Genomic DNA, 24,910 nt, shown 5'->3' with positions numbered 1-24,910 from the left:
TCTCCACCCACTCGCTGTTCAAGGACCGGTTCGAGCGGTCGTCACGTCCGGGACTGTCGGCCTGGACCCGGCTGATCTCCACCCGCGGCCGCTGCTGGTGGTGACGGTCACCGTCGTGCGCGGACGCCGGCAGCGCGGCGGCCGAGACGATCGCGCCGGCCACCAGGACGGTGGCGGCGATACGACGTACGGAGGAAAAAGCAGAAGACATAGGTGACGCTCCCTCAAGAACAGCGCAACGCATCCGGCGCCAGAGGCAACCACTCCGCCGGATCCTGGACAGCCTCCGACCGGATCGAGCGAGCCGAGACCGCGACCAGGGAAGCCAGCTGGCCCTAGGCAGCGTCTTGTCGATCATTTGTCGAGCCAGATGAGGGTGCTGGCGAGGGTGATCGCGGCCTGGTAGCGGGCGGGGTGCTTGTCGTAGCGGGTGGCGATGCCTCGCCATTGCTTGAGGCGGTGGAAACAGCGTTCGACGACGTTGCGGCGCCGGTAGACGGACCTGTCGAAACGACAGGTCCGTTCCCGGCGCCGGGCTCGGCCCGCGAGTTGGCCGGCACGCTCCGGGATCGTGGCTTTGATACCGCGCCGACGGAGGGAGGCGGGAAAGTCCGGGAGGAGTATCCCTTGACCGCGATGACCCGCTCGGGCCGCACGCGGGGCCGTCCGGGCCCGCCGCCTGCCACCCGAAATGAGGCCGATGACGGTCTCGGCCTGGGTTCAGTCGTTACGGGTGCCCGCGGTCAGAACGAAGGCCAGTGGCCGGCCGCGACCGTCGCAGGCGAGGTGAATCTTCCTGGTCAGCCTGCCGCGGGAGCGTCCCAGGGCTCGTTCGTAGAGCCCCCTTTGGCGGCGGTGTGCTGGTGGGCACGCACGATGGTGGAGTCGATCGCGACCAGCCAGTCCACCTCGCCCCTGGTCTGGGCGGCGGCCAGGAGACGGTCGAAGGTGCCGTCGGCCGCCCAGCGGGCGAAGCGTCGTCTCCGGGAACATCGCTGGGCGGTGCGGCCGGGACCGTGCCGGAAGACGGGTCCGGAGCCGGGCCAGCGGAAGCCAGCGGCACTGTGGGAGCGGTTGCGGCGGGTGCTGGGGCGGCCGGGGTGAGAGCCGCGGTCGAGGCCATGGCCGCCGCGTGGAGCTGGCGGGCCTTGAGAAGTGCAGGCCGTGCCGTTGAAGGACGCGGTGGGCGGTCGAGGGCGCGATCCCGGTGCGGGGCGGCCGGCCAGTCCGGGCCCGTGCTTCCATGCGTGTGACCGGAAGCGCGGGCCCGTCTGGCGTGGGGAAACAGTCCCCGAAGGCTAGTCGTCGTCCCCGGGTTCGGATTCTCTGACGAACCAGAGGTCGAGGGTGTACTGCTCAGCGGTGGAGCACTGTTTCCATGCTGCTCGGATCTGTTCCGCGCCCCATTGCTCATCGACAGCGCGCTGGAGGCACGTGTCGTAGTAGGCGGCCGTGGCGTCTCGTCCGCTCCATGCCGCGTGCCCGTCGTAGACGCCGGGTCGCGGCAGGTCCATCATGCCCGCCGGCCCAAAGGTGAACTGGTTGACGACGAGTTGGCCTGTCTCTGATTCCAGGGTGACAGGGACCGTGCCTTCAGCGTCCTCCGGGGCCTTCTGGGGAGTTTCCCAGACCCTGATGGTGACCTGCACTTCGATGTCGGGCTGAAGGCTGTGTAGGTAGAGGTGGTAGCCGTTTCCGGCGACTACCTCGGTCCTTGACAGCTTCAACGCCTCGTCGTCGCCGAGGTAGGCGTCAGAGTCGTAGACCTCCACGATTCTGCGGTCCGGTCGGGCGGTAGTGCTGTATTCGGTGATGATGGACATGGGCGCTCCGTCACTGCTCAGGGAGTTATTTTCACATAAAATGCATCTCCGTCGAGGATGCGGTTCAGGGTGAACATTTCGTTCAACCTTCGACCGCCCGTCTCATTGTCAGTTCCCTCGATGAGCCTGGCCGAGAACCTGTTCCCCGGGGCGGCAGCGCCTTCCTTGGTGGAAGCGAAGGGGTATTCGTCGCACTGGAGTCCAGTCCCTCTATAATCACCCCAGACATCGTTGCACGTTTCTATCGCCTTATCCCGATTCTTCTCCTGCTTGCCCTTGTCGATGAGGCGGTGGAGGGGCTCGGCGGCTCCGGGTACGGTTTTACCGGCCCAGGAGGGGAAGGTGCGCTCGGGTAGCTGTTGAGCGTCGAGGATGTGTCGTGCACTCTGGTCCACGGCGGGGTCCTTGAGGCTCATGACAAGCTCTACGCGCGCCCCGGTGAACACCGTTCCCTTGTGTTTGCCTGCTACTGGTCCGGCGTAGTCGAAGCGGACAATCGACGTGGCCATCATCTTGTCCTCCCACTTCACCGCGGTGGGGGAGGTCACCTGCATCGTCAGGTTGATCTCACCGAGAACCACCTGATTGTTGCCCGACTCGAGCTTGCCGGTGTCGGGTGAGGTGTAGGTGAGCTGCCAGAACGGCTTTGCATTCCATTCTGCGATTGTGCCGTTTTGGAGGACGTTGTTCGGTTTGGTGATCTGTGGGTTGACGTCGCTGCCCTGGGCTTGGATCTTGTGGGTGAAATACTGCTCGATCTTCCAGTTCGCAGGGTTCTCGCCGGCGACCGCCTTGGTGCGGATGTTTTCGACACTGCTGGTGTAGTCGACTCTGCGGGATCCGTCGTAGGAGAATCCCAGAATCCAGACGTCGAACCAGAGTTCGCCTCGGAGTCGTAGTCTGTCGTCCTTGAGTTTCAGGTAGGTGGGACGGTGCACGCACGTTTCAAAGCGGCTTTTGATCCAGCCCTTCGGGGTCTTGGCCTCGGCACGGCTGGCGCACTCGGTGCGCAGGTCGCCGTCCTGGAGGATGGTCGGCCGTGAGGCAGTACCCGAGCCTGCGGCACGTGCGGAAGCAGAATCGGCTGTCCCGAGAGTCAGGAGAAGTGCGAGTGCGGCACAGAACAGTGTCAGGAGGGCGTGCGTCCGCGGCCGCTGGGTGGCTCGCATGAGCACTCGGGGGACGGAAGCGTCGGCGGTCACGACTGGCACATCTGCCCCCAGCAGGCCTCGAGGAGCTGTCCGGTCTCAGTCGAATAGGTGGCGCGGAACCCTTGGAAGGTCAGTCCGCGATGCTCCAGGCCGCGGGTAGGCGCCGCGGACTCCACGGTCACCACCGAGGTGCCAGCGATAGCCGAAGACTGTGGCGCAGTGCTCGACGAATCCTTCGCGTTCGGCAGTCGTATCCCTGACGCAACGCGGATCCCGTCCCGGGCGACGCCGAAGGATTTGGCCGCGCGCTCTGCGATGTCAGCCGGTTCCCCATGCCTTCCAGGCTTTCGCGCCGCATCGCGCTGGGGGCTCTGCAGCGCTGCCGCGTTGCAGACCTTGACGGTTTGCACGCAGTTCGACAGACCGGGAACCGTGTTCATGCAGCTTTCAGGGTCGGTGGCGAGGCAGTTCGAGAGCGCCTTCTGGTCGACGCCGTTGAACGTCCCCGCCGCCCGAGCCGGTGTCGTGGGCGCCGGCCCCACCGTTGGCCCGGGTTTACTCACCGTCCACTGGATGGACGTGGTGGAGTCAGTCAGTTTCGCCTCGAAGCAGTACGGCGCCTTGTAGACGGCGGCAGGGTCGGACGGGATACCCATCGACTTGCCGCATATCCCCAACGTCGTGAGCTGCGTAGTGTCCGCGGTCGCCGCCCTGGCCCAGGCCTTGTTCTCCGCCATGAACTGCATACGGTTCGCTATCGGCGGGACCGTCACGTGCTGGGGCCCTCTGACCTCAAGGCCGATGTCGACCCGGTTGGGATTTCCGCGAGGAATCTTGAGCTGGTCGGTGGTGGTGCCGACCATGTTGAAGTCGTACAGGACGTCCCACTGGTCGCCACTGGCCTGGCGCACCGTCATGTACGTGTGGTTCACGTTGTCCGCGACCGTCGGGTTGAGGCCTGCGGTGATGGCCTTGGTTACCCCGCCGCGTTTACCCAGCTCGGTCCATCTCGGCCCGTAGCCGATGGTCGTCGCGCCCGTCTTTTCGGCGTGCAGGCCTACGTCAATGGAGGGACCGAATATGTCGCCTCCGTTAGCGCCTTCGGTCTGGTCGGTGTTGGGGACCATGCGTACGTAGTTCGATACCTCGGCCGCACCTGCCTCCGAACCCGGCTCGAAGGTGATGGGAACGTTCCGCCAAGTGCCGAAGGCGCCGATCACCGGCTGGCCTGGCTGTGCGCAGGTCATCGCCCAGAAGAAGATGCGCGCCTGATAGACGGTGTTGCAGCTGTGGTCCGGCGCGCTGGCCCTGGCGGGCGAGGTAGCCGTCAGCGGCAGGGCGACAGCCGACGCCAGCACCGCAAGACTCGCAACCAGCTTTCTCCGTAAGTGCAAAGTTTCTCCCTCGATCGATCCTTGTACGAAAAAACGATCAAGTAACGCACTTGCTTCGTGGAGTCGGCAACCAGATTGATGGATGCTCTGACCGAAACCGACCGCCTATCGCAAGGACGGGCGAACGCGTACAGGGAAGGAGTCGCCAGCAAGCCCGGAATTTCCCGCAGTGTTAAGCGGCCGAAGCCCCCGAACCTCGTTCTGAGACCACTGAGGATTGACTTGATATGCACCTCGCCTACCGGGACCTTCGAGAAATGACCGCGCGGGTATACGCTCCTCGGGCTGAGTGTGGGCCCCAGCCTGAGGTTGGGCGGGCTGCTGTCGCGTCCGGGACCGTACCCTGCCGCGCGGAGGTCCTGACGGTCGGGTGACTCTCCCTCCGGTAACGAGGTGCCGTTCGTTGTGCGGACACTCGGCCTTGCCCGAGTACCCGGGCAAGGGGCCGGACGGAAGCTGGACAGTGAGGAGCCGATCTGCCAGTGCTGCAACCGCGTGCCTTGGCCGGTTGCTTGCGGTGCTAGGCGGCTTTCCGACAGACGCTTCGCCCGCTGGGCCACCGATGGCACCTCCGGCCGGCTCCTGGCCGCCGTCCAGACCAGAGGCGAAGTGCACCGGCTGGTCGCGATCGACTCCACCATCTTGCGGCCCACCAACACACCGCTGCCAAAGGGGCTCGACGAACGCGCTCTTGGACGCTCCCGCGGCGGGCTGACCAGCAAGGTTCGCCGAGCCTGCGACGGGTACGGCCAGCTACTGGCCTTCGTGCTGACCGCGGGCACACGCAAGGGCCCCAGCCGCAGGCCTGGCCTCAGCGCCGACAGTGTCTGCGGTGAGAGGGTGCCCGCCCTAGTGGTGGGTGCCGCCGCCACCCTGGGACCCTCTTCTGCCCTGTCGATAAGCGCTGCTGTAGTGACCCTGGCCACCCTCGTGCTGCTCTTGGCTCCGAGGGTGTGGGCCATCCGACAACCTCCCGCCCAGCATCCGCTGCCTGTCGCCTGGCTGAACCTCAATCAGGTGGATGTACCTCATGTACGAGCGGTCACCACAACGGGTAGGTCTCAAGAGCGCCGTCATGCACGGGAGTGGCTGTACTCGACTGCTTCTGGGCAGCCCGGGCCGGCCTGCAAAGCGAGGCGTAAGCACCCAACCTCAGCAGACTGCGGACGATCAGTCTCATGCGAGTGCCTCACAGATTCGGGAAGCGACCTGGCGATATCCGTTGTCCGTCAGGTGTACGCGGTCCAGGAACGACCAGCCTTCGAAGTCGGCGGCGGGCAGGTCCGCGAAGGAAACGCCGAGCGCCGTGCACCCCTTGCTCAGGAGGGCTACGTAGTCCTTCCAGCGGGCTGCTGCGAAGCGGCTGGCATCCTGCCAGACCGGCCCTTGCCGCACATCGTAGATCCCGATAAGCGAGCGCTCCTGGGCGATGTCCCCGCGATCGGTGCGGTCTGCGAAAGGCTGGGCGCAGAAGAGCACCTTGTCCGGTGAACCAACGAGTCGCACGATCAGTTCCAGATCCCGCAGTTGTCGTGCGGCTGCACGTTCCATCCGCTCCCACAGTGTGAAGGAGCCCTCCTCCTGCGGGACCGGTGAAGCCGGAGGCGGCCCGCTGCGGCGGCGCAGGTTCGCCCGTACCGGCTCCCCCTCCTTGACCAGGGTTGCGACATCGACCAATGGCATCGAGGCGACAAGGTCGAAGGCCTTGTCGTAGTACAAGGGCTGGTACACGTCCCGGTGCCCGTCGTCTGTCTGGAGCGAGATGATGAGGTTGTTGACCCCGCTGCACACCACCACCCGTTGGGCAGTGAGTGCGAACGGGAGCAGGGCTTGCACCTCCTGGGTGGAGCTGGCGCCGCGAATGCCGAGATTTAGCCACCGTTCGCCTCGCTGGTGGGCGGCCTGCCCCACCAGCGTCATTGCGTCCGATGTCGCGCCCACCCCGAATACGGTGGAGCCACCCAACACCACGCAGTCCACGGACATCGGTGGGCTCTGGGTGTCGATATCGACTCCGTCGACCTGCGCGGGCGTACGGCGGAAACCGTTCTGGTCGGTGCTGACGGACAAGCTTCTGATGTTCGGCGCCGCGGAGAACCCACTGTGTCGGTTCAGGTGGGGCCGGAACGCGTCATACTCCTCGAACTGAGGCGCGAGCTTGTAGCGCAGGCTTTGGACATCCTGATTCTTAGCCCTTGACGATGACATGGTCTCCCATTACCAGCAGATCGAGACCGCTGCGGTAGAACGTGGACAGCGCATCCGCCGGGCTCGCCACAATCGGCTCGCCCTTGAGGTTGAACGAGGTGTTCAGCAGCACCGGGTGTCCCGATCGGGAGTCGAACGCCTCGATCAGGCTCGCTAGCCGGGGGCTCTGATCGGCATGGACGGCTTGTACTCGCGAAGTGCCGAAGTGGACGACCGCTGGGAGGGCCTCTGCGACACCTTCTCTGGCCGGCACCACGAACTGCATGAACCGGGCCGGTCCCTGCTCCAACGGACCGCTGAAGTAGCGCTCGGCCTTGTCCGCCAGGACGGCTGGTGCGAACGGACGGAACTGCTCGCGGAATTTGACCTTCTTGTTGATGGTCGCCTTCATATGCACCCGGGTGGGGTCGGCCAGGATACTGCGATGCCCCAGGGCCCGCGGTCCCCACTCGAACCGTCCTTGATGCCAGCCCACCACATCACCGGCGGCCAGACGGTCGGCAACAAAGTCGACCACCATCTCATCGCTGTCATAGCGATGAGATTTCACCCCCCACTCACCCAGCGTCTTTTCGATGCACTCGGAGTAGTCTTTGCCCAGGTCAGCAGTCCGAGCAACGTAGGAGCGAGGCTGCCCGATCAGGGCATGGTAGGTGTATAGGGCTGCACCCAGAGCGCCTCCGGAATCTCCTGGAGCTGGAGGAATGTAAAGGTTCTGGAATGGCGTCCGGTCAAGTAGTGCTCTGTTAGCCAGCCCGTTGAGCGCCACACCACCAGCGTAGGCGAGGTTATCCGAGGGGCTGCGACGATGTGCCTCCTGCGCCATCGCGACGACAATGTCTTCGCACAGTTCCTGGATACTCGCCGCGACGTCGGCATAGTGCTGTTCGTCTGAAGTGAGGCCGTCTTCCTCATCGCCGAAGGGACGCCGAGCGTCCCGCGGGGGCGCGCCGAGCAGGTCGAATAGACGAGGGGTCAGGCTTGTCTTCTCGTCTCGGTGGAAGGCGAAGTAGCGCATGTCCAAGGTGAGTGAGCCGTCCTCATGGACCGTGCACACCTGGTCGAGTTTGTCCCGGTAGCGAGGCGTGCCGTAGGCGGCCATTCCCATGACCTTGAATTCGCCCTCGTTCACCTCGAACCCCAGGTACTCGGTCATCGCCGAGTACAGAAGCCCCACCGAATGTGGGAAGTCCAGCGAGAGTTGGTTGTGTATCTGCGCTGGGCTGGTGCCCCCGACGGCTCCGGAAGCCTGACCGATCGTCGCGGTGCTCCACTCACCAACCCCGTCGATGGTCAGTGTGGCGGCTTCGGCGAACGGAGAGGCGAGGAAGGAGCTCGCCGCATGCGAGAGGTGGTGGTCGACGTAGGTGACCCGGGACGGGCGAACCCCCAGCCGACGGCAGATTGTGGACTCGATCCACAGCTTCTCCCGGCCCCACCGCCCAAGGGCTCGGGTGAGAGTGCTTGAAGAGCGAGGCAGGCCCGCTATGCCTGAGGTGAGCACGCGCCCCAGTTTGGTTGCCGGCTCCTCATAAAAGGCAACAGCAGTCAGATCACGGCTGGTGATGCCACCCTGTTCAAGGCAGAACCGGATGGCTTGGTCCGGAAAGGAGGCGTCGTGCTTCACACGGCTGAAACGTTCCTCCTCGGCCGCAGCCACGACCTGCCCATCAATGATCAACGCGGCTGCTGAATCGTGGAAGTAACAGGACAGGCCCAGAACGGCCGTCATCGGCGGACCCCCAGCCCAGAAGAGATCCGGCTACGCGAGGGGAGGTGGCGCCACCCGCTGTTCACCGCATGCTGAGGCGCCAGCCGCAGACGGGCGCGTGCCGCCCAGCGGATGCCAGTCGCGGCTAGCAACCCTGCCAATACCCAGTATGAAACCTTGAGCATCCCCGGATCTTTCCCCTCGTCAACGAATTCTCCATCGCCCCGAGGTTGCCGGCTGGGCTCACTCTGCAGCCGGGCTCGTCACGGCCGGCGACACGCCGCCCTGTTTGCTGCAGGGAGCATCAGCCACCGATCTACCCGGGCGTAGGACTCGAAGATCATCCCTCACGTACGGGAGAGTGTCGAGGCCCAATTTACGCAGGTCCAGGACATATTTCGCGCATGCGTTCACTTGTTTCACGCCAATTCGACGCCCGGCAATGTCTGAAAATGTGCGGGCAGGTCGACAAGGGGCCACCACTGCGGCCAGGAAGACACACCGGATCGCCCATGCAGGTCAAACCCGGGTCCACGGCCTGGCCGGATGTCCTATGGCCACGCCTCTGGCTCCTTGCCCCGTCTCCGGTGCTGACTTGCTCGCTGGGCTTGCCCAGGAGTCGGCCTAGTTCTGAGGCTGCCGTACGTACATGGGTCTGGGAATGGACGGAGATCTGGCAAGCCTCTTCGCTGCAGCAACAGCCGGACCGCCAGTCCCAACGTTTCCAGTCACTCCCACGCCACGCCGAGGGAGTGACTGGAAACGTCGTGCTGCCCTGCCACTACCACGGCGCCAGGCGCACCTGCTTCTACAGATGGCTGCGCCGTCGGGTGCAGGTCGTCAGGTTCAGGGGCTCATCAGCCGTCGTTTGATTCGTGCTCGGGGGCAGCGGGACTGGATCCGGAACACTCGATGGCGTGCACCTGGCGCGGCAGCGAGATCTCGTCCATGCTGGGTCGGTTGCCGAGGACGTGCGCATCGAGAGAGTCATTGCGATCGAGATCCCGAGTCACAAGCTGGCGCGATCGCCGCAGCCATGCGGATCTCCGACCTGTTCCTCTCCAGCTGACTGTGCCAACTGCGGTGCACCCAGGCAAGGACGAAGTGCGGGTGTACGCCGACGTTGGCCGAAGGGCGGACGAGGGCGCTACTCCTGGCGAGACGAGACTGGATTCCGGCCATGGCCGCCCCGCTCGCGCCTCCGAGCATGACGACGGATCGGCTAGGCAGTGTCTGATGGCTCTTTGATGGGGTCGCGGAGCCAGATCACGATGGCTGCTGTGGCCAGGGTGCCGTTGAAGATGTAGTCGCGTTTGTCGTACCGAGTCGCGACGGCCCGATGCTGTTTCAGTTTCCCGATGCAGCGTTCGACGGTGTTGCGCCGGCGGTACTGCTCGCGGTCGAAGGCCGGTGGGCGGCCGCCGGCCCGGCCGCGCCTGCGGCGCTTGGCGCGCTGGTCGTCCGGCTGCGCGATCGTTGCCTTGATCCCGCGTTTGCGCAGGTAGGCGCGGTTGGCGCGGCTGGAGTACGCCTTGTCGCCGCGGGCCCGGTCCGGTCGGGTGCGGGGCCGCCCGGTTCCGGTGCGGGCCACGTTGAGGGCCTGCATGAGCGGGATGAACATCGGGCTGTCCCCGCGCTGGCCGGGCGAGGTCAGCCAGACCAGGGGTCGGCAGCGGTCGTCCGTCAGGAGGTGGACCTTGCTGGTCAGTCCGCCCCGGGAGCGTCCCAGGGCCTCTCAGCCCTCTGCGTCCACACGCGTTCCGCCCCTTTTTCGGGGTGGTCGGCCGGGGGTGCGTGCCGGGCCCCGGCCGCGTGTTGGTGGGCCCGGCAGGTGGTGGAGTCGACGTTGACCGCCCACGAGCCGTCCACGTCCGGGGCGGTGGCATCAGCACCGGCCTGCAACGCTCGCAGGATCCTCGACCAGGTCCCGTCGGCCGACCAGCGGCGGTGGCGTTCGTAGACGGTCTGCCAGGATCCGTAGCGTTCGGGCAGGTCACGCCAGGGAATCCCGGTCCCCGTCCGGTAGAGGACACCGTTGACCACGGTCCGGTGGTCGGCCCACCGACCGCCTGGGGCACCGGTTTGTGGGAGCAGTGGGGCTATGTGCTCCCGCTGGGTATTCGTCAGTTCATGCCGACGCACCATGACCGGCTCATGCCCGGAACGGCGACAGATCCACCACCCGGGCAAGAGCCATCAGATACTGCCTAGTGCTGTGACCGTATAGGTTCACCGGGTTGCTCGTTGTGCTGGTTGGAAGTGACGACTTCCAACCAGCAGGGGGCGGGATGGCACTCACCGGTCAGGGCCCGGAGGCCGTTCAAACGACGCGAACGTGCCCGCATTCGAAGCGAACGAGGTGTCCGCTGGGGCGGCAGGCCGCTGCAAACAGCAGCTTGACCGCCCGGCCTGGCAACCCTTTCCGGGCACAGCACTACGTGGCGAAGGGAACGTAGCGGGCGTCACGTCGGGGCCAGGCGCGGTCCATGAACGGGCCCGGCCGAGGCCTTCGAAGCAGCGCATCAGGAAGTCGGTGAAGCTTCCGCTGGTGCGGTACCATTCCGCGCACTCGCTACCGACTACGATTTCCCAGCTGCCCGGATCCGGGTCGCTGGCCAGGAAGTAGTACTCGCTGCTGTGCTCGTCGTGGCCCCAGGGGATGAGCCCACCGGGGTCGGGGTGGAAGGGGAAGGGGTAGAGGTCTTCCGCCCCTCTTCGTGCATCGCGCCAACCCTCCAGGGACCAGAAGATCTCGAGTTCAGCGGGGGTCATGAGACCAGTTGGCCGGTTGAGGTGGAGGTATCCGTCGAGGGTTCCGGGCCCGTACACGTCCATGAAGGCCTTGTAGTCCGCGGGCAGCGTGACACCGAGGTGCTGTTCGGAGGCCTCCCAGACCTCTCGGCGCGGCCGGCCCCACGCCTCCTCCGGCTCACCGAGCAGTGTCTGGAGGTGTTCCAGTGCCGATGGCATGTCTTCCCTCGTCCCTAAGATGTGAATGGCTGGGAACATCATCAGGTCTCCCTGTGACATCACCGAGGGAGCCAGCGTTCTCAACCCGGCGAACCTTCCCGATCACAGCACTAGCTGACCAACGGGGGTGGCGCACCTAGGTTCGCCGGCATGAACGGGCGGTGTGAACTCCGAAACCGGCCGCTATGTCCAAGAGCCGGTCCCCGCTCCAGCTCATCGACCGAGAGGCCTCAGCAGGGCTTGGTCGCGGTCCACTCGGTGCCCTACCGGCACAGCACGTCCACGGACGACAGCGGCCACGCCGCCTGATCCTGGCACCCATGACCGGTCCGAACAGGCTGGCACCTGCGCCTGCAAGGCTTGCTGAGCACCCCTCACGGATGTCCCGACACTCGTGTTGTCCTGGTACACGTCCGAGTGCAAATGGTGCGACGCCGGAGGGATCACCTCAACTGGGCGGGTGAGGCGCGAGTTTCGGATGGCGTAGGCAGTTAGTCTGAAGACTTCCCAAGATTGCTCGCGGAGGTCCTGCCCGGTGACTGACAGCTTCGTCCATCTGCACAACCACACCGAGTACTCGATGCTCGACGGCGCCCAAAGACTGAAGCCGATGTTCGCCGAGGTTGCCCGCCAGGGTATGCCGGCCATCGCGATGAGCGATCACGGCAACATGTTCGGAGCCTACGAGTTTCAGCAGGTGGCCAAGGGCTTCGACGGTGTGAAGCCGATCATCGGTATCGAGGCTTACGTCGCGCCCTCCTCCCGAAGGGCCAGGAAGCAGGAGTTCTGGGGGCCGGGCGGCCAGCGGGCGATGTCCGATGACGGGGAAGGCTCCAAGGACGTCTCGGGAGGGGGCCGCTTCACCCATATGACGATGTGGGCCCGGAACGTGGAAGGCCTGCGCAACCTCTTCTTCATGTCCACGGAGGCCTCGTACACCGGCCAGTTCCCTGCGGGTAAGCCGCGCATGGACATGGAGCTGATCTCCGAGCACTCTCAGGGGATCATCGCCACCACGGGCTGCCCCTCCGGAGCCATCCAGACCAGACTCCGGCTGAACCAGTACGACGAAGCACGAGAGGTCGCGGCCGCATACCAGGACATCTTCGGGAAGGAAAACTACTTCCTGGAGCTGATGGACCACGGCCTGGACCTCGAGCGCAACGTCCGCGGCGGCCTGTTGCAGTTGGCCAAGGACCTCCAGATCCCGCTGCTAGCCACCAACGATGCCCACTACGTCCTGGAAGATCACGCCGACGCCCACGACAACCTGCTGTGCATCGGCGTCGGCAAGAACAAGGACGATCCGGGCCGCTTCAAGTTCAACGGTTCGGGCTACTTCCTCAAGACTGCGGCTCAGATGCGGGAACTGTTCAGTGAGCTCCCGGAAGCCTGCGACAACACACTTCTGATCGCCGAACGCATCGAGTCCTACGACGACGTCTTCAACGAAGTCGACGAGATGCCGCAGTTCCCGGACGTCCCCGAGGGCGAAACCCAGGAGTCTTGGCTGCGCCGGGACGTCATCAAGGGGCTGGAGATGCGGTACGGCTCCCCGATCCCTGACCACGTCATGGAGCGGTTCGAGACCGAGATGACGGTCATCGGCCCGATGGGCTTCTCCTCCTACTTCCTCGTCGTCGCGGACATCTGCAAGTACGCCCGCGACAACAAGATCCCTGTCGGCCCCGGTCGAGGATCCGCCACCGGGTCGATCGTGGCCTACGCGACCCGCATCACCGAGCTGTGTCCTCTGGAGCACGGCCTGCTGTTCGAGCGTTTCCTGAACCCCGAGCGCATCAACCCGCCGGACGTCGACCTCGACTTCGACGACCGCAAGCGCGAGCAGATGGTCCGCTACGTCGTGGAGAAGTACGGCGAGGACTACACCGCGATGGTGAACACCTTCGGCAAGCTCAAGGCGAAGAACGCCATCAAGGACACCTCACGGCTCCTGGGCTACCCCTTCGCCCATGGGGAACGGATCACCAAGGCATGGCCGCCGGACGTGATGGGCAAGGGCATGCCGATCACGGGCCTGTTCGACAGTTCACACCCTCGCTACAGCGAGGCGGGCGAGGTCCGCACGATGTACGAGAACGAACCGGACGTGAAGAAGGTCATCGACGGCGCACTCGGCGTCGAGGGCCTCATCCGGAACACCGGTGTCCACGCCGCCGCGGTGATCCTGTCCAAGACCCGCCTGACCGACCGCATCCCACTGCACATGCGGGCCAAGGACGGTGTCCGGATCACCGGCTTCGACTACCCCTCGTGCGAAGCGATGGGCCTGGTCAAGATGGACTTCCTCGGCCTCCGGAACCTCGGTGTCATCGATCAGGCCATCGAGAACGTCCGGGAGAACCGCGGCATCGCCCTGTCCTCCGAGACCATCCCCCTGGACGACACCAAGACCTACCAGCTCCTCGCGAGTGGTGACACCTTCGGCGTCTTCCAGCTGGACGGCGCCGGCATGCGGACGCTCCTCAAGCTGATGGAACCCACCCGCTTCGAAGACATCGCTGCAGCCCTCGCTCTCTACCGCCCAGGCCCGATGGCGGCCAACGCGCACACCAACTATGCGCACCGCAAGAACGGCCGGCAGGAGATCGCCCCGATCCACCCCGAGCTGCGCGATCCGCTGGAGCCGATTCTCGGCAGCACCTTCCATCTGCTCGTCTACCAAGAGCAGATCATGGCGATCGCCCGACAGCTGGCCGGCTACACCCTGGGCGGCGCCGACCTGCTGCGCCGGGCCATGGGTAAGAAGAAGCCCGAGGTGCTTGCCGCCGAATGGGACAAGTTCCACGGCGGTATGAATGCCAACGGGTACTCGGAGGAGTCCATCAAGGCTCTGTGGGACGTCATGCTCCCCTTCTCCGGTTACGCCTTCAACAAGTCCCACACCGCCGGCTACGGCCTGGTGTCCTTCTGGACCGCCTACCTCAAGGCCAACTTCCCCGCCGAGTACATGGCTGCGCTCCTCACCTCCGTCGGCGATGACAAGGACAAGGCCGGCATCTACCTGGCCGACGCCCGCAAGTCCGGCGTGACCGTACTCTCGCCCGACATCAACGAGTCCGTGGCCGAGTTCACCGCTGTCGGTGAGGACGTCCGCTTCGGCCTCAAGTCTGTGCGGAACGTCGGTGACGGCGTCATCGAAGCGATCGTCGCCGCCCGCAAGAGCCACGGGAAGTACACCTCGTTCCCCGACTTTCTCGACAAGTCGGAGATCGGGGCGCTGAACAAGCGGGCAGTCGAGTCGTTGATCAAGGCCGGTGCGTTCGACTCTCTCGGCCACACCCGCATGGGGCTGTCCTCCGTGCACGAGGACGCAATCGACGCAATCATCCCGGTCAAGAAGGCTGAGGCCTACGGTCAGGACGACCTGTTCGCCGGACTCGGTGGCAGCGACGACACTCCCGCTTTCGGCCTGGACTTCAACATCCCCGAGACCGAATGGCCCCGCAAGCAGAAGCTCGCAACCGAACGCGAGTACCTGGGTCTGTACGTGTCCGAGCATCCGCTGGACGGCGCTGACCACATCCTGTCCCGTAACCGGGACACGACCATCGCGGAGATCATGGCCTCCAGCCAGGAAGGCCCGGTCAAGATCGCCGGCCTGATCACCGGTGTGGACCGCAAGATGACGAAGCAGGGCAATGCCTGGGCGGCTGTCACCCTCGCCGACCGTGACGCCTCCATCGAGGTCTGTTTCTTCCCCGCCTCCTACCAGCTCGTCGGGCATGCGCTCATCCCCGACAGCGTGATCTCGGTCAGCGGGCGCGCGCAGGACCGCGACGGGAGCATGAACATCATCGGTCAGGAGATCGCCGAACTGGACATCTCCTCCGCCGAGCACGGAGGCAAGCCGCCCGTGCTCCTCTCGTTCCGCTCCCACAAGATTCACGAGAAGACGGTTCGGGAACTGCGACGGATCCTGAGGGCCCACCCGGGCGAGAGCCCAGTACGCATGCGGGTGCGGACCCCGGACAAGACGGTGGTGTACGAACTCGGCTTCCTGGTCGACCCGACCTCCGTGGCGTCCGATATCAAGGGCACGTTCGGACCCGACGCGTGGCAGGGGGTGGCGTGACGTCGGCAGAGGGGGAGATAGAGATAGTCCTGGCGGACTCACCTCCCTGCGCGCGGTGCGGTGGTTCCACAGTGCTCGCCGCCCGCTTTCCGCACCGCTGGCAGAACGGCAGCGGGCAGGATGTTCACGGCATTCGCGAGGCAGTTCTGTGCGGTGTCTGTGACCAGGGTCCACCGGTGGTGAACGAGCTGCTGGCCCTGTTCGCGGGCCAGGAGCAGTTTGGTCCGGGTGGCCTGGCACGGTTGGGTGAGCTCCTGGACAGATGGCTCGCCCAAGCGCAGCAGGTTCAGGCCGATGAGGAGCGACTGGACCGTGAGCGGTTGCTGTGGGTACGGGGTGAGCTGTAGAGGGAATGTGAAAAGGCCCGGAACCGGTGACGGTTCCGGGCCTTCGTGCTTACCGGGCTGTCCGGTCAGGCGGGTCCCGGTTGCCAGGGCAGGTCGGCTGGCTCTGCGGGAAGGTCCCCTGTGTGGTGGCTGCAGCTCCGAGGGCCTATTCCCTGACCTGTGGGGTCACGTGGCAGCGAGGGGTTCCTCAGCGGGCAGGCGGCGGATTCTCCAGACGCTGGGTGCCAGAAGCAGGACGAGGGTGGCCAGGGTCATCGCAATGGCACTGGCCGTCAGAACGGTGGAGGTCCCCATCGAGGTGGCGGTTGCTCCGACCACCACGTAGCCCAGCGGGACGGCCATGAGCTCTCCGATCGAGCTGAAGGAGCTCACCCGGCCCAGCAGTTCCTGCGGGAGGTGCTGCTGGATGGCGGTGTTCCAGCAGACGATGGCGATGTCGAGTCCGATGCCGGCCAGGCATGCCGCGGCGGCCAGGAGGATCAGCGGGGCACGGACGGCGAGTGCGGCCAGCGGAATAGCCAATGGGAGGTTCGCACACACGCATACGACCATGATTCGCGCAGGCTTCCATTTGAGGGAAACTATTCCGCCGATTACGAGTCCAACTGCGAACGAACCCTGAACCGTTCCCCAAACAGCGGCGCTCAGCTTCTGATCATTTATCACCACGGGCCCGAGGAGCTGATATCCGCCCAACCAAAGGGCTACGACGACCGTTCCGGAAAGGACGTAAGACCAAAGCCAGAACCTTGATGAAAATTCCGTCCATCCTTCCCGGAAATCTCGCAGGATCGAGCTCTTCCTTTTCACTGGTCCGGATATTTTTAGACGACTGCACAGCAGGGCGGCGATGACGAAGCTAGCCGCGTCCCAGCCCAGTGTCCATTGCGGTCCGATCAGAGCTACAAGCGCTCCTCCGGCTGCGGGCGCGACAATCCTGACAATATTGGTGGGGAGCCGCAGGAGTGCGTTGGCCTCCTGCAACTGGTCACCGTCGACGAGCTGGGGCAGCAGGCCGTTCATGGCCGGTTGCATCATGGCCGAGGCTCCGCCCGCGACTGCGGCGAGTATCGCCACCCGGGTGACGTCAGCCGTTCCCGAGGCCACCATCAGGCAAATCGCCATCTGAGTGGCCGCTGCGACGAGATTGCCGAGCACGATGAGGCGCCGCCTGGAGACCCGGTCCGCGACCACGCCTCCCACCAGCAACAAGATCAGCTGGGGAACCGTGTTACTGGCCAGGACGATCGCCAGCGAATTGGGGCGGTCGTCGAACCCAAGCACGCTGAAGGCGATCGCCACGGGCGCCATGGCCGACCCACTCATAGAGATGAGGCGAGCCAGAACGAAAAGGCGGAACTGTCGGTGCCGCAGGACATAAAAGGATCCCTGATTTACCACCCGGCGCACCCTACTACCCGCGCGATGACAGCACGACACCGACCCCCGCCCACTAGTTCCCGAAGATGCAGCATCACCCACCGGAGAAACACTGGAGGGTTCCATGCTGGGCGGGTGATAGATGTCACACCCAACCATTCAAAATGTCCGAATTGGAATGGATGGATTGCGTTTCGGCGAATAAATTCGGCCTGGCCTAGTGGCTCAAAATAAACTCCTTGACATGATCATCTTGGCGTGACAGGTTTTTGAAGCCCGGCGCCGATCATGGTCCGGGAATACGGAGGAAAGGAATTCGATATGTCGGAGCTCAAGGCTCAGGACGTCGACGCGTTCGTCTCTCAGCTGCGCAAGGGTCTGATCGAGGCCCCCGTCGACCACCAGACCACGGACCAGGACAACTTCGCCCTGCGTACCTCCACCACCGAGCGCATCGAGCGCCCGATGCGGAACGTCGACGGCCAGATCGTCGAGATGGTCGGCGGCGACCTCCTTGGCGGCACCGTCCGCTCGCGCAAGGCCTGACACACCGGTCTGGGGGCTGCTTCGGCAGCCCCCAGTACCACCTCGGTGAGCACTCGTCCCTCGCCGGAACGGCCGATCGCCCGTTCCCGAACGACGGCAGACCGGTGAGCCGCCGTGCCCCGCGCAGAGAGCCCTGCCGCCTGTACCCGGGCGAACCCGCAGAAGAGGTACGCCAGAGTGGGCGGCACCGGCGCACGCAGACACATTCTTGATCGGCCATGCCGATCAGCTCCACAGCACGGAGGGGACCCAGTGAAGTACCGGGCGCTTGGATCACTTGTCGACGACCCTCAGAAGTTCGTCGAGCAGCCGCCCCTGGAACCACGGGTCTTCGGCGGCAGCTCGGCGGTCCTCGAACTGCTGACCACTGCCGAGATCGACGAGGTCATCGCCCGGGGCGGAGCACGCACGCCCGGCCTCACCCTGGCCCAGAGCAGCAAGCCGGCTCCCACCACCGAGATCACTCTGGTCCGCTTCAGCCAGGAGCCCGACGTCCGTGACCTGGCCGACCCCCTCGGTGTCGCCGAATACCTGCAAGCCGGCTACTCCCTGACCCTGAACAACCTGCACCGCTATCACGAGCGGCTGGGGCGGTTCGCCGAGCGCCTCGGCTACGAGCTGGCCAGCCCGGTCAAGGCGATCTCCTTCTTCACTCCCCCCGGTGCGCAGGCTTTCACCCAGCACCATGACACAGCCTCCAATTTCATCTGCCAGACCGAGGGCAGGAAGCTCTGGCGCTTGTACCGGCCGGCCGTGGCCAATCCGCTGGACCGTCATCCCTGGAGCTGGACCACACTCAGCGAGGAAGATCGGGCGCGGCTGATCGACGGACCGGCCGACATGGAGGTTCTGCTGGAGGCGGGCTCTGTCCTGTGGATCCCGCGCGGCTGGATCCACGCGGGTGTCACCGAAGACGACCTGTCGCTGCACGTGTCCTTCCGGGTGGAGACCAGCACCGAACACTGGCTGACTCAGACCGTCATGGACTGGCTGGCCGACCAGCGTGACTTCCGTCAGGACCTGCCCGCCGGTTTCGCCGCTTCCCCGGAGCTCGGCCGGTCGGCCGTGAAGAGCGTGCTGGAGAAAATGGTCGACCAGCTCGGTGAAACCGATCTGCCCGCAGTCACCGAGTACGTCCGTAACGCGCACTTCAGCCGGTTCATCGGTCCGCGGATGCGTCCGATCACCGATGTGCTGCGGGGTACCGAGGGCACGCTGGACGATGTTCGCATCCGACCGGAGGGCGCGGTCGGTCACAGCTGGGAGAACGGCGTTCTGCGGGTCCACCTCGGCAGCGCCGAACGGATCTTCGAAGGCCCCTCCGCTGTCGTCGTGCGTGACCTGCTCGTGGAAGAGCCCGACGATCTCCTCGCCACGGCTGTGGCACGGCTTGGTCAGGCCGACGGAGAGCGGCTGGTACGCCAGTTGGCGGCGAGCGGGCTCGCGGTCCGGGACAGTCAGACGTGGTGACCGAGTCCACTACGTCCCCCGCACACCCGGCCCCTACCGGTGGGGCCGGTCCCGATGGCCTGCCACGCTGGAGTCTCCACACCGTTTTCCCTCATCTCCACGCGCCCCAGTACACCGCTGCCCGCGCGGCGGTCCTGGAGGACCTGCAGGCCCTGCGAGACACCTACCGTCGGCACGGCGTCGCCCCCGGCTCGCACCAGGTCGTCACCGACGGTTTTCTGGCGGCCTTCGATACCGTCGTGCCTCAGACCAACCGTCTCCTGGACGCGCACCGCACCATCGCGATGTACCTGTCGGCTCTGCTGTGGGCCGACGCCGGTGACGAGGATGCTCGCAGCGAGCAGGCCTCCTTCCGGGCCGCGACCAGCGAGGTGTTCCTTCTGGTGGAGGATCTCAAGGCCTGGGTCACCCGCGTCGACCAGGAGCAGCTGATCGACGTCAGTCATGTCGCCGCTGCCCATACCCACTTCCTCGGCCGGGCCGCGGATGCCGCCCGGCACCGTATGCCGGCGGCGGCCGAAGCTCTCCATCAGGGGTTGCGCGAGTACACCGGCGCGGCATGGCTCGGGCTATACCACGAACTCGCCGCTGACATCGGTCCCTACCCCGTTGTCGCGGGCGCCGGGCACCTGGATGCAACCACACTGCACCAGGACAACATCGGCCGCTGGCACGCTGCCGGCCCGTCGCTGGCGGCAGCCCTCAACGCGATCAAAGGCGAGGAGTTGCTCATCTCACGCCTGCGCGGCTGGCGGACGCCCCTGGACGAACGGGCGGATACAGAGGGCGTGGAAATCGCCACGCTGACGGCGATGTTCGACGCCGTACGGGCTGTGCTCCCCGAAGTCCGTACCTACCTTGAGGCCAAGGCCAGGTTGCTCGGGCATGAGGCGTCCCTGCCGTGGTGGGAGATCCCGGCCCCTCTCCCGGGAAGCGACGCGGTCGCTTGGCACGACGCGCTCGCTCTCGTGCAGAAGGCGTTCGGGAGTCATTCGTCCGACTTGGGATCTCTGCCCCGCCATGCCGTGGACCGGCAGTGGATCGATGCGCAGCCACGCCCTGCCAAGCGCTCCCGTGCCCTGTGCGTGATGGTGGCCGACGGCGAGCCGCGCATCCTGCTGGCCTACGACGGCAGCTACCAGTCGGTCCTGTCGCTGGCTCACGAACTCGGCCATGCCCACCACTACGGTCGGCTCGAAGGCGCGACCTGGCTGCAGCGCGATATTCCGCTGGCAGTCTCCGAGACCGCCAGCGGATTCTGCGAGGCGCTCGTGGGGGAGGAACTCCTGCGCACCGCTCCGCCGGCCGAGCATCTGGCGCGCCTCGACGCGCTTCTGGTCCGTCAGTGCCAGAACATCGTCGACGCCCTCGTATGGTTCACCGTCGAAGAACGTATCTTCAGCGAGCGTGCTGCGGCTCCGTTGTCCGAGGGTCGCCTGTGTGACCTGATGATCGAGAGCCAGCGGGAGGTCTACGGCGCCAGTGTGCTGCCTGCCACCCTCCATCCCTACTGGTGGGCGGCCCGCGCGGACACCCTCGCCTCGGCCTACTCGAACTGGCAGTACTGCTTCGGCACTCTCCTCGGCACGGCCCTGCACACCGCCACGGCCGGTGACCAGGACGAACGCCGGCACCTCCTCGACGAGATCCTGAGTCGCTCCGGAACGGAGCGACTCAGCCACCTCATGCGCAGCGCCGGGATCGACCTCGCGGATCCGGCATTCTGGGAAGGCAGCCTGACACTCATGCGGCAGCACATCACGGAGTTCGTCACAGCAGCAGGAGACGTTGCATGACGGCCCCGACCGAGACCGGCCACGACCGCGTCTACGACAACTTCTACCGCGTGGAGCGTGCCGGCGCGGTCCGCCTCCGAGACGGCGGCGGACCATTCGGCTTCGACATCTCCAAAGCTGTCATGATCGACGACCTCATCAGCTCCTACCGGTGCGACGGTCTCGTCGAGACGGGCTCCTTCCTCGGTGACACCTCCGTGTACCTCGCCCGCACCTACGGGGACATTCCCCTGTGGACCTGCGACATAGATCCCGTCTTCTCCCAGGTCGCCGGGCACCGACTCCGCTCGTACCCGCAAGCGCGCTGCGAGGCCACCGACTCCCCCACCCTGGTGGAGGAAGCCAATGCGCACTTTGCCAGGCCGCTGTACTACCTCGACGCGCACTGGGAACAGGAGTGGCCGCTGAGCCGCGAACTCGCCGCGATCACGCACGGCATCGTGATCATCGACGACTTCGACATCGGTCACCACAGGTTCGGCTTCGACACCTATCAGGGCCGGGCCTGTGGCCCGGAGATGCTGCGCCCCCTGGCCGACAGGCTCCCTGTCTACTACACGCTCGACCCGGAAGCGGCGACACCCTTCCCCGTCCTGCAGGTCGGCCGCCGCTCGGGCATCGGCGTGGTCGCCTACGGCCCGGACGCAACCCGTGCCTGCGACACCAACCCCCACCTGGTACGCCACCTCAACGCCGCCGTACGCGAGACCGAAGGAGCCGGACTGTGACCTCCACCCCTACCCTCACCGAGGCCTTCGGCGGCATCCCTCTGATCGACGGCTCCTTCGACAGCGGCCGGTTCCTAACCGCAGTGGCCACCACCCGCCTGTTCCGGGCCGGACAGACCGACAACCTGCTTGCGGCCTCCTCCGAGCAGCGGGCCGTGCTCCTGAACGAGGTCCTCAGCCCGGAAAAGGCCCTGGCCTCCAGGGACCTGCGGCCTTTCCCAGACGACGTGAACCCGCTACACGAGGACCGGGCCCGGGCAGCGGCCGAGGCCCTGGCTCAGCTCGCGGAACTCGTGCCGCGCTGGAGCATCCTGACCGAGCTGTCCATCAACTTCCTCGGACTGCGTCGGCCCGGCGTCATAGGCTCCTCCAACTACGCCTTCCCGCAGCACATCTTCCTGGCCGAGGAGGCGTTCGCCTCCCCGACCGAACTCCTCGAACAGGTGCTCCACGAGGTCAGTCACAACTGGCTCTACCTCGTCGAGGAGATGTGGCCGCTGCACCGCACCACCGGCGATGTCGTCTTCGAGCTGCCCTCGGGCACCAGTAACCGGAACCCCGGCGAAGTCCTCGGGGCCTCCCACGTCACCCGCAACCTGCAAGCCCTCTACCGGGCGCTTCCGGTCAACACGGAAACTCAGCAGCGCCTGGAAGAGCTGGATCACTACATGGACGGATGCATCGAGCTGCTCGAGCACACCAACGCTCACCTCACCGACGTCGGCCGGGAAGTCGCCGACCGGCTGCGCGCCGGAAACACGCTGACCCCGGCCTCGCAAGCCTAGAACCCACCCGGAAGCACGAGAAAGGAATTCGTGGTGCCCGCAGTTGAGGCGGCAGCGGCCTGGACCGCGACCCACTGGCGCCAGGCCCTGCGCCCCGCAGAAGCCGACCTCGAGGAACATGCGGTTCCGTGGGTCGCCCACGGAACCGATGCCCTGCGGGCCCTGGCCGACTCCCAGCTGGTCAGCAGCACAGACGGCTACCACCGCATCGACCTCGACCGCGCCACGACGGTCCTGGTCTCCGCAGCCGCCGCATGGCTTCCCGGCTCTCGCCCGCCCCGCCTGCTTTCCCTACCCGCCCTCTCACCCGCGATCGTCCAGGTACTGGAAACGCTGGCCCGGTGGGCGGCCGGCCAGCCGTGCCCACAGTCCTGCGAGCGAAACGGCTGCGCCCCTCTCCTCACCGCTGCCGCGGCCCGAATGCCCAGCCTGTTCCGGCTTCTGGCGACCCGCCTGACCTACTGGTCCCACGCCCTGGCCGAATTGGACCGGCGCCTCGAGCAGGACCGTCCCCGCCTGCAGCACGTTTTCGGCCTGCACGGCGAGGTGGTGCGGCTCGACTTCCCCGCCGGCGACGAACACCACCGCGGCCGGGCCACCGCTGTCCTGCACTTCGCCTCGGGCGGAGCAGTGGTCTACAAACCCCGTCCCCAGAGCCTGATCATCCGGCTCCGGAACATCGCCGCCCAGCTCCGCGACCACAGTCCGGCCCTGGCCGTGTCCTTCCCCGAGGCCCTGGACCAGGGCGACTACGGATGGGCCTTCTTCGTCGAGGCCATCGACCCGGCCGACCAGCCGGACCTGCCCACGCAATTTCGCCGCCTCGGCCAAGCGGCCGCCCTGACCTGGGCCCTGGCCGGCCGCGACATCCACCTGGGCAATATCGTCCTGTCGGACAGCGCCCTACACATCATCGACGAGGAGGTCTTCGGCCTCGGCGTCGTCACCGACAACCCGGCCCTGCCGACCCCCCTCCGCGAAGAGCTCAGGTTCTTCGAATCCTCGCCCGTCCACACCGGCGTCTTCCCCTACCTCACCCCGCTCCCCGGCAGGGAGAGCGGCATCGATTTCTCCCCGTACAGCAGGCTGCGCGCCGCACTCACCCCGGCCCGGCCTACCCCGACGGGGCCGCAGGAGCTGCTGGACGCTGATGCTGTTGCATTCCTGCACGGCTACGAGGAGATGCTCCAGGCCTTCGGAGACGTCTCAACCCACAACCGGGCCTTCCGTCAGCAGGTCGAGGAATTGACTGGCGAACGCTGCCGTCTGGTCCCGCTGCCCACGGCCCGCTACGGTGAACTCCTTGCCCAGAGCCTGACGGAGGAACGCCTGGCCTCCGGCAGCGCCCGCGAGTCGTTCTTCACGGAGCAACTGCACGCCGACTCGGCTTTCAAACCATGGCGTGGACCGCTCGTCCCGGAAGAATCCGCGGATCTCTTCGACGGCGATGTCCCCCTGTTCCATGCCCCGGTGGACAGCCGCCTTGTCCGCGGCCTCTCCAGGAACGCGCACGCCCTGCTGGACCATACGGGGGCCACGGTTCTGCAGCACCGCACGGCCCGCCTCGCCGTCGAGATGCCGGCACTGCTCTGGCAGGCCACCGCCTCTCTGGAATGTGCTGCCCGTAACCGCGGTCAGCGGCTGGCCGCGCAGTCCGGTCTCACCGCCACCACTGCCTCGGCGGACCCCGGACTGTGCGTGGACGCGTCCCACACCCTTCTGTCCCGCCTGCGGGATCTGGCCGTCCAGACCCTGGACGGCCACCTCGCCTGGGCAGACGTCCGACACGACATGCGCCGCAAGTGGCACATCGGGCACGCCGGTACCAGCATCCGCTCCGGATCCTCCGGCATCCTTCTGGCCTCACTCCTGCTGCGGGCCGTTCCCCAGACCCGGTTGGCTACCACCGCCGACGACCTCACCTCCCTCCTTGCCGACCCATGGCTCGACGAGACGGAACAGCTCACCCAGGACGAGGGCGTCTATGTTCTCAGTGAGTTGTGCGAGCGGCTCCTGGTCGCCACCGAACTCCTGCACCGCACCGCCGGTCCACGGACGGAGCCCGTTCTCAGAGCGCTCCTCTCCGCGATCAGGCGGAGCCTGCCCTACCTCAAAAGCCACCCCGACCAGGACATCGCCCCCGCACTACTGGCACTGGCAGCCGCTGCAGGCACCCTGCCCGCCGGCCACCAGGACTCTGTGCAACGCCTCCTCCAACAGTTCGATGACGGCTCCACAGAGCTCCCCCGTACCTATGACGCCCTCCTGGCCCGCCACCTCATCGCGCGCCGCTTCCCCCACCTGCCCCTCCTCCAGCCCGGAGACACTGCTGTACCGAACGTCTCCGCGTTCTTCCCGCCCTGGATCAGCGGAGCCTTCCCCGAGCACGCCGCCCGGCTCGTCCTTGCCGAGACAAGTCCTCGGTACGCCGACATCACGGCGGACATCGTCGAGTCCCTGCGCGTCACGACGGAGCACAACCACGGCCTGGCCAACGGCACAGCC

General features: G+C 65.9%; 16 protein-coding genes and 2 pseudogenes. 8 read left to right on the top strand and 10 right to left on the bottom strand.

Features of this window, described 5'->3' with window-relative positions; all coding sequences use genetic code 11:
• From Sspor_RS02595 to Sspor_RS02555, 9 genes and pseudogenes are all read right to left on the bottom strand, one after another.
• A pseudogene (locus Sspor_RS02595) lies at positions 1-211 on the bottom strand (lamin tail domain-containing protein); the annotation flags it as partial.
• A 143-nt stretch (positions 212-354) separates the two neighbouring features.
• A pseudogene (locus Sspor_RS40210) lies at positions 355-1,022 on the bottom strand (IS5 family transposase); the annotation flags it as partial.
• Between the two features lie 276 nt (positions 1,023-1,298).
• On the bottom strand, positions 1,299-1,823 hold the full coding sequence (locus Sspor_RS02585; RefSeq protein WP_202197551.1) for a hypothetical protein: 525 nt from the start codon (positions 1,821-1,823) through the stop codon (positions 1,299-1,301).
• A gap of 17 nt (positions 1,824-1,840) precedes the next feature.
• Positions 1,841-3,025 carry a NucA/NucB deoxyribonuclease domain-containing protein gene (locus Sspor_RS02580; protein WP_237403625.1) on the bottom strand — a complete coding sequence of 395 codons (1,185 nt, stop codon included), beginning with the start codon at positions 3,023-3,025 and terminating at the stop codon, positions 1,841-1,843.
• A complete protein-coding gene (locus Sspor_RS02575; protein ID WP_237403624.1) occupies positions 3,022-4,332 on the bottom strand; it encodes a hypothetical protein in 1,311 nt (436 codons plus the stop codon). The genes Sspor_RS02580 and Sspor_RS02575 overlap by 4 nt, the downstream gene beginning before the upstream one ends.
• A 1,212-nt stretch (positions 4,333-5,544) precedes the next feature.
• On the bottom strand, positions 5,545-6,438 hold the full coding sequence (locus tag Sspor_RS02570) for an SGNH/GDSL hydrolase family protein (RefSeq protein WP_202197550.1): 894 nt from the start codon (positions 6,436-6,438) through the stop codon (positions 5,545-5,547).
• Between the two features lie 118 nt (positions 6,439-6,556).
• Positions 6,557-8,308, bottom strand: coding sequence for a carbamoyltransferase family protein (locus tag Sspor_RS02565; protein WP_202197549.1), 1,752 nt, complete (start codon positions 8,306-8,308; stop codon positions 6,557-6,559).
• A 1,201-nt stretch (positions 8,309-9,509) separates the two neighbouring features.
• Positions 9,510-10,432 (bottom strand): IS5 family transposase gene (locus Sspor_RS02560; RefSeq protein WP_373318733.1). Its coding sequence is split into 2 segments (ribosomal slippage): positions 9,510-10,024 and positions 10,024-10,432, totalling 924 coding nucleotides; the frame shifts between segments, so codons are not numbered across the junction.
• A gap of 150 nt (positions 10,433-10,582) precedes the next feature.
• Positions 10,583-11,257 (bottom strand): SMI1/KNR4 family protein, encoded by a 675-nt coding sequence (locus Sspor_RS02555; protein WP_202197548.1) that lies wholly within the window; start codon positions 11,255-11,257, stop codon positions 10,583-10,585.
• A gap of 535 nt (positions 11,258-11,792) precedes the next feature.
• On the opposite strand from Sspor_RS02555, the gene dnaE reads away from it, so the two are divergent.
• Both dnaE and Sspor_RS02545 read left to right on the top strand, forming a co-directional pair.
• Positions 11,793-15,353 carry a DNA polymerase III subunit alpha gene (gene dnaE, locus Sspor_RS02550; RefSeq protein ID WP_202197547.1) on the top strand — a complete coding sequence of 1,187 codons (3,561 nt, stop codon included), beginning with the start codon at positions 11,793-11,795 and terminating at the stop codon, positions 15,351-15,353.
• The gene (locus Sspor_RS02545) at positions 15,335-15,700 is read left to right on the top strand and encodes a DUF6300 family protein (protein ID WP_308445515.1); all 366 of its coding nucleotides are present in this window, start codon (positions 15,335-15,337) and stop codon (positions 15,698-15,700) included. The genes dnaE and Sspor_RS02545 overlap by 19 nt, the downstream gene beginning before the upstream one ends.
• 165 nt (positions 15,701-15,865) lie before the next feature.
• On the opposite strand, the gene Sspor_RS02540 is transcribed toward Sspor_RS02545, so the two are convergent.
• The gene (locus Sspor_RS02540; protein ID WP_272934825.1) at positions 15,866-17,206 is read right to left on the bottom strand and encodes an MFS transporter; all 1,341 of its coding nucleotides are present in this window, start codon (positions 17,204-17,206) and stop codon (positions 15,866-15,868) included.
• A gap of 195 nt (positions 17,207-17,401) precedes the next feature.
• Between Sspor_RS02540 and Sspor_RS02535 the strand changes: the two genes are divergently transcribed.
• The 6 genes from Sspor_RS02535 to Sspor_RS02510 form a co-directional block, all read left to right on the top strand.
• Positions 17,402-17,626 (top strand): hypothetical protein, encoded by a 225-nt coding sequence (locus Sspor_RS02535; protein ID WP_202197544.1) that lies wholly within the window; start codon positions 17,402-17,404, stop codon positions 17,624-17,626.
• Between the two features lie 177 nt (positions 17,627-17,803).
• Positions 17,804-19,096, top strand: coding sequence for a JmjC domain-containing protein (locus Sspor_RS02530; protein WP_202197543.1), 1,293 nt, complete (start codon positions 17,804-17,806; stop codon positions 19,094-19,096).
• Positions 19,093-20,892, top strand: coding sequence for a M3 family metallopeptidase (locus tag Sspor_RS02525; protein ID WP_202197542.1), 1,800 nt, complete (start codon positions 19,093-19,095; stop codon positions 20,890-20,892). The genes Sspor_RS02530 and Sspor_RS02525 overlap by 4 nt, the downstream gene beginning before the upstream one ends.
• Positions 20,889-21,620: a hypothetical protein gene (locus tag Sspor_RS02520; RefSeq protein ID WP_202197541.1), complete on the top strand. Its 732-nt coding sequence runs from the start codon at positions 20,889-20,891 to the stop codon at positions 21,618-21,620. The genes Sspor_RS02525 and Sspor_RS02520 overlap by 4 nt, the downstream gene beginning before the upstream one ends.
• Entirely contained in the window at positions 21,617-22,405 is a 789-nt protein-coding gene (locus tag Sspor_RS02515; protein WP_202197540.1) for an aKG-HExxH-type peptide beta-hydroxylase, read from the top strand. The genes Sspor_RS02520 and Sspor_RS02515 overlap by 4 nt, the downstream gene beginning before the upstream one ends.
• Positions 22,406-22,438: 33 nt before the next feature.
• The coding region (locus Sspor_RS02510; protein WP_202197539.1) for a type 2 lanthipeptide synthetase LanM at positions 22,439-24,910 on the top strand (2,472 nt) is incomplete at its 3' end.

The sequence above is a fragment of the Streptomyces spororaveus genome, assembly GCF_016755875.1.
In the GTDB taxonomy this organism is placed as follows: Bacteria; Actinomycetota; Actinomycetes; order Streptomycetales; family Streptomycetaceae; genus Streptomyces; species Streptomyces spororaveus.
Note: the sequence above shows the minus strand (reverse complement) of the source record. Positions and strands in the feature narration are given on the sequence as shown.

Bases quoted from the DNA above. Each gene is read 5' to 3' on its own strand.
- Sspor_RS02585 (WP_202197551.1), bottom strand. From the start codon at position 1,823: ATGTCCATCATCACCGAATACAGCACTACCGCCCGACCGGACCGCAGA.
- Sspor_RS02565 (WP_202197549.1), bottom strand. From the start codon at position 8,308: ATGACGGCCGTTCTGGGCCTGTCCTGTTACTTCCACGATTCAGCAGCC.
- Sspor_RS02555 (WP_202197548.1), bottom strand. From the start codon at position 11,257: ATGCCATCGGCACTGGAACACCTCCAGACACTGCTCGGTGAGCCGGAG.
- Sspor_RS02540 (WP_272934825.1), bottom strand. From the start codon at position 17,206: ATGGAACCCTCCAGTGTTTCTCCGGTGGGTGATGCTGCATCTTCGGGA.
- Sspor_RS02535 (WP_202197544.1), top strand. From the start codon at position 17,402: ATGTCGGAGCTCAAGGCTCAGGACGTCGACGCGTTCGTCTCTCAGCTG.
- Sspor_RS02520 (WP_202197541.1), top strand. From the start codon at position 20,889: ATGACGGCCCCGACCGAGACCGGCCACGACCGCGTCTACGACAACTTC.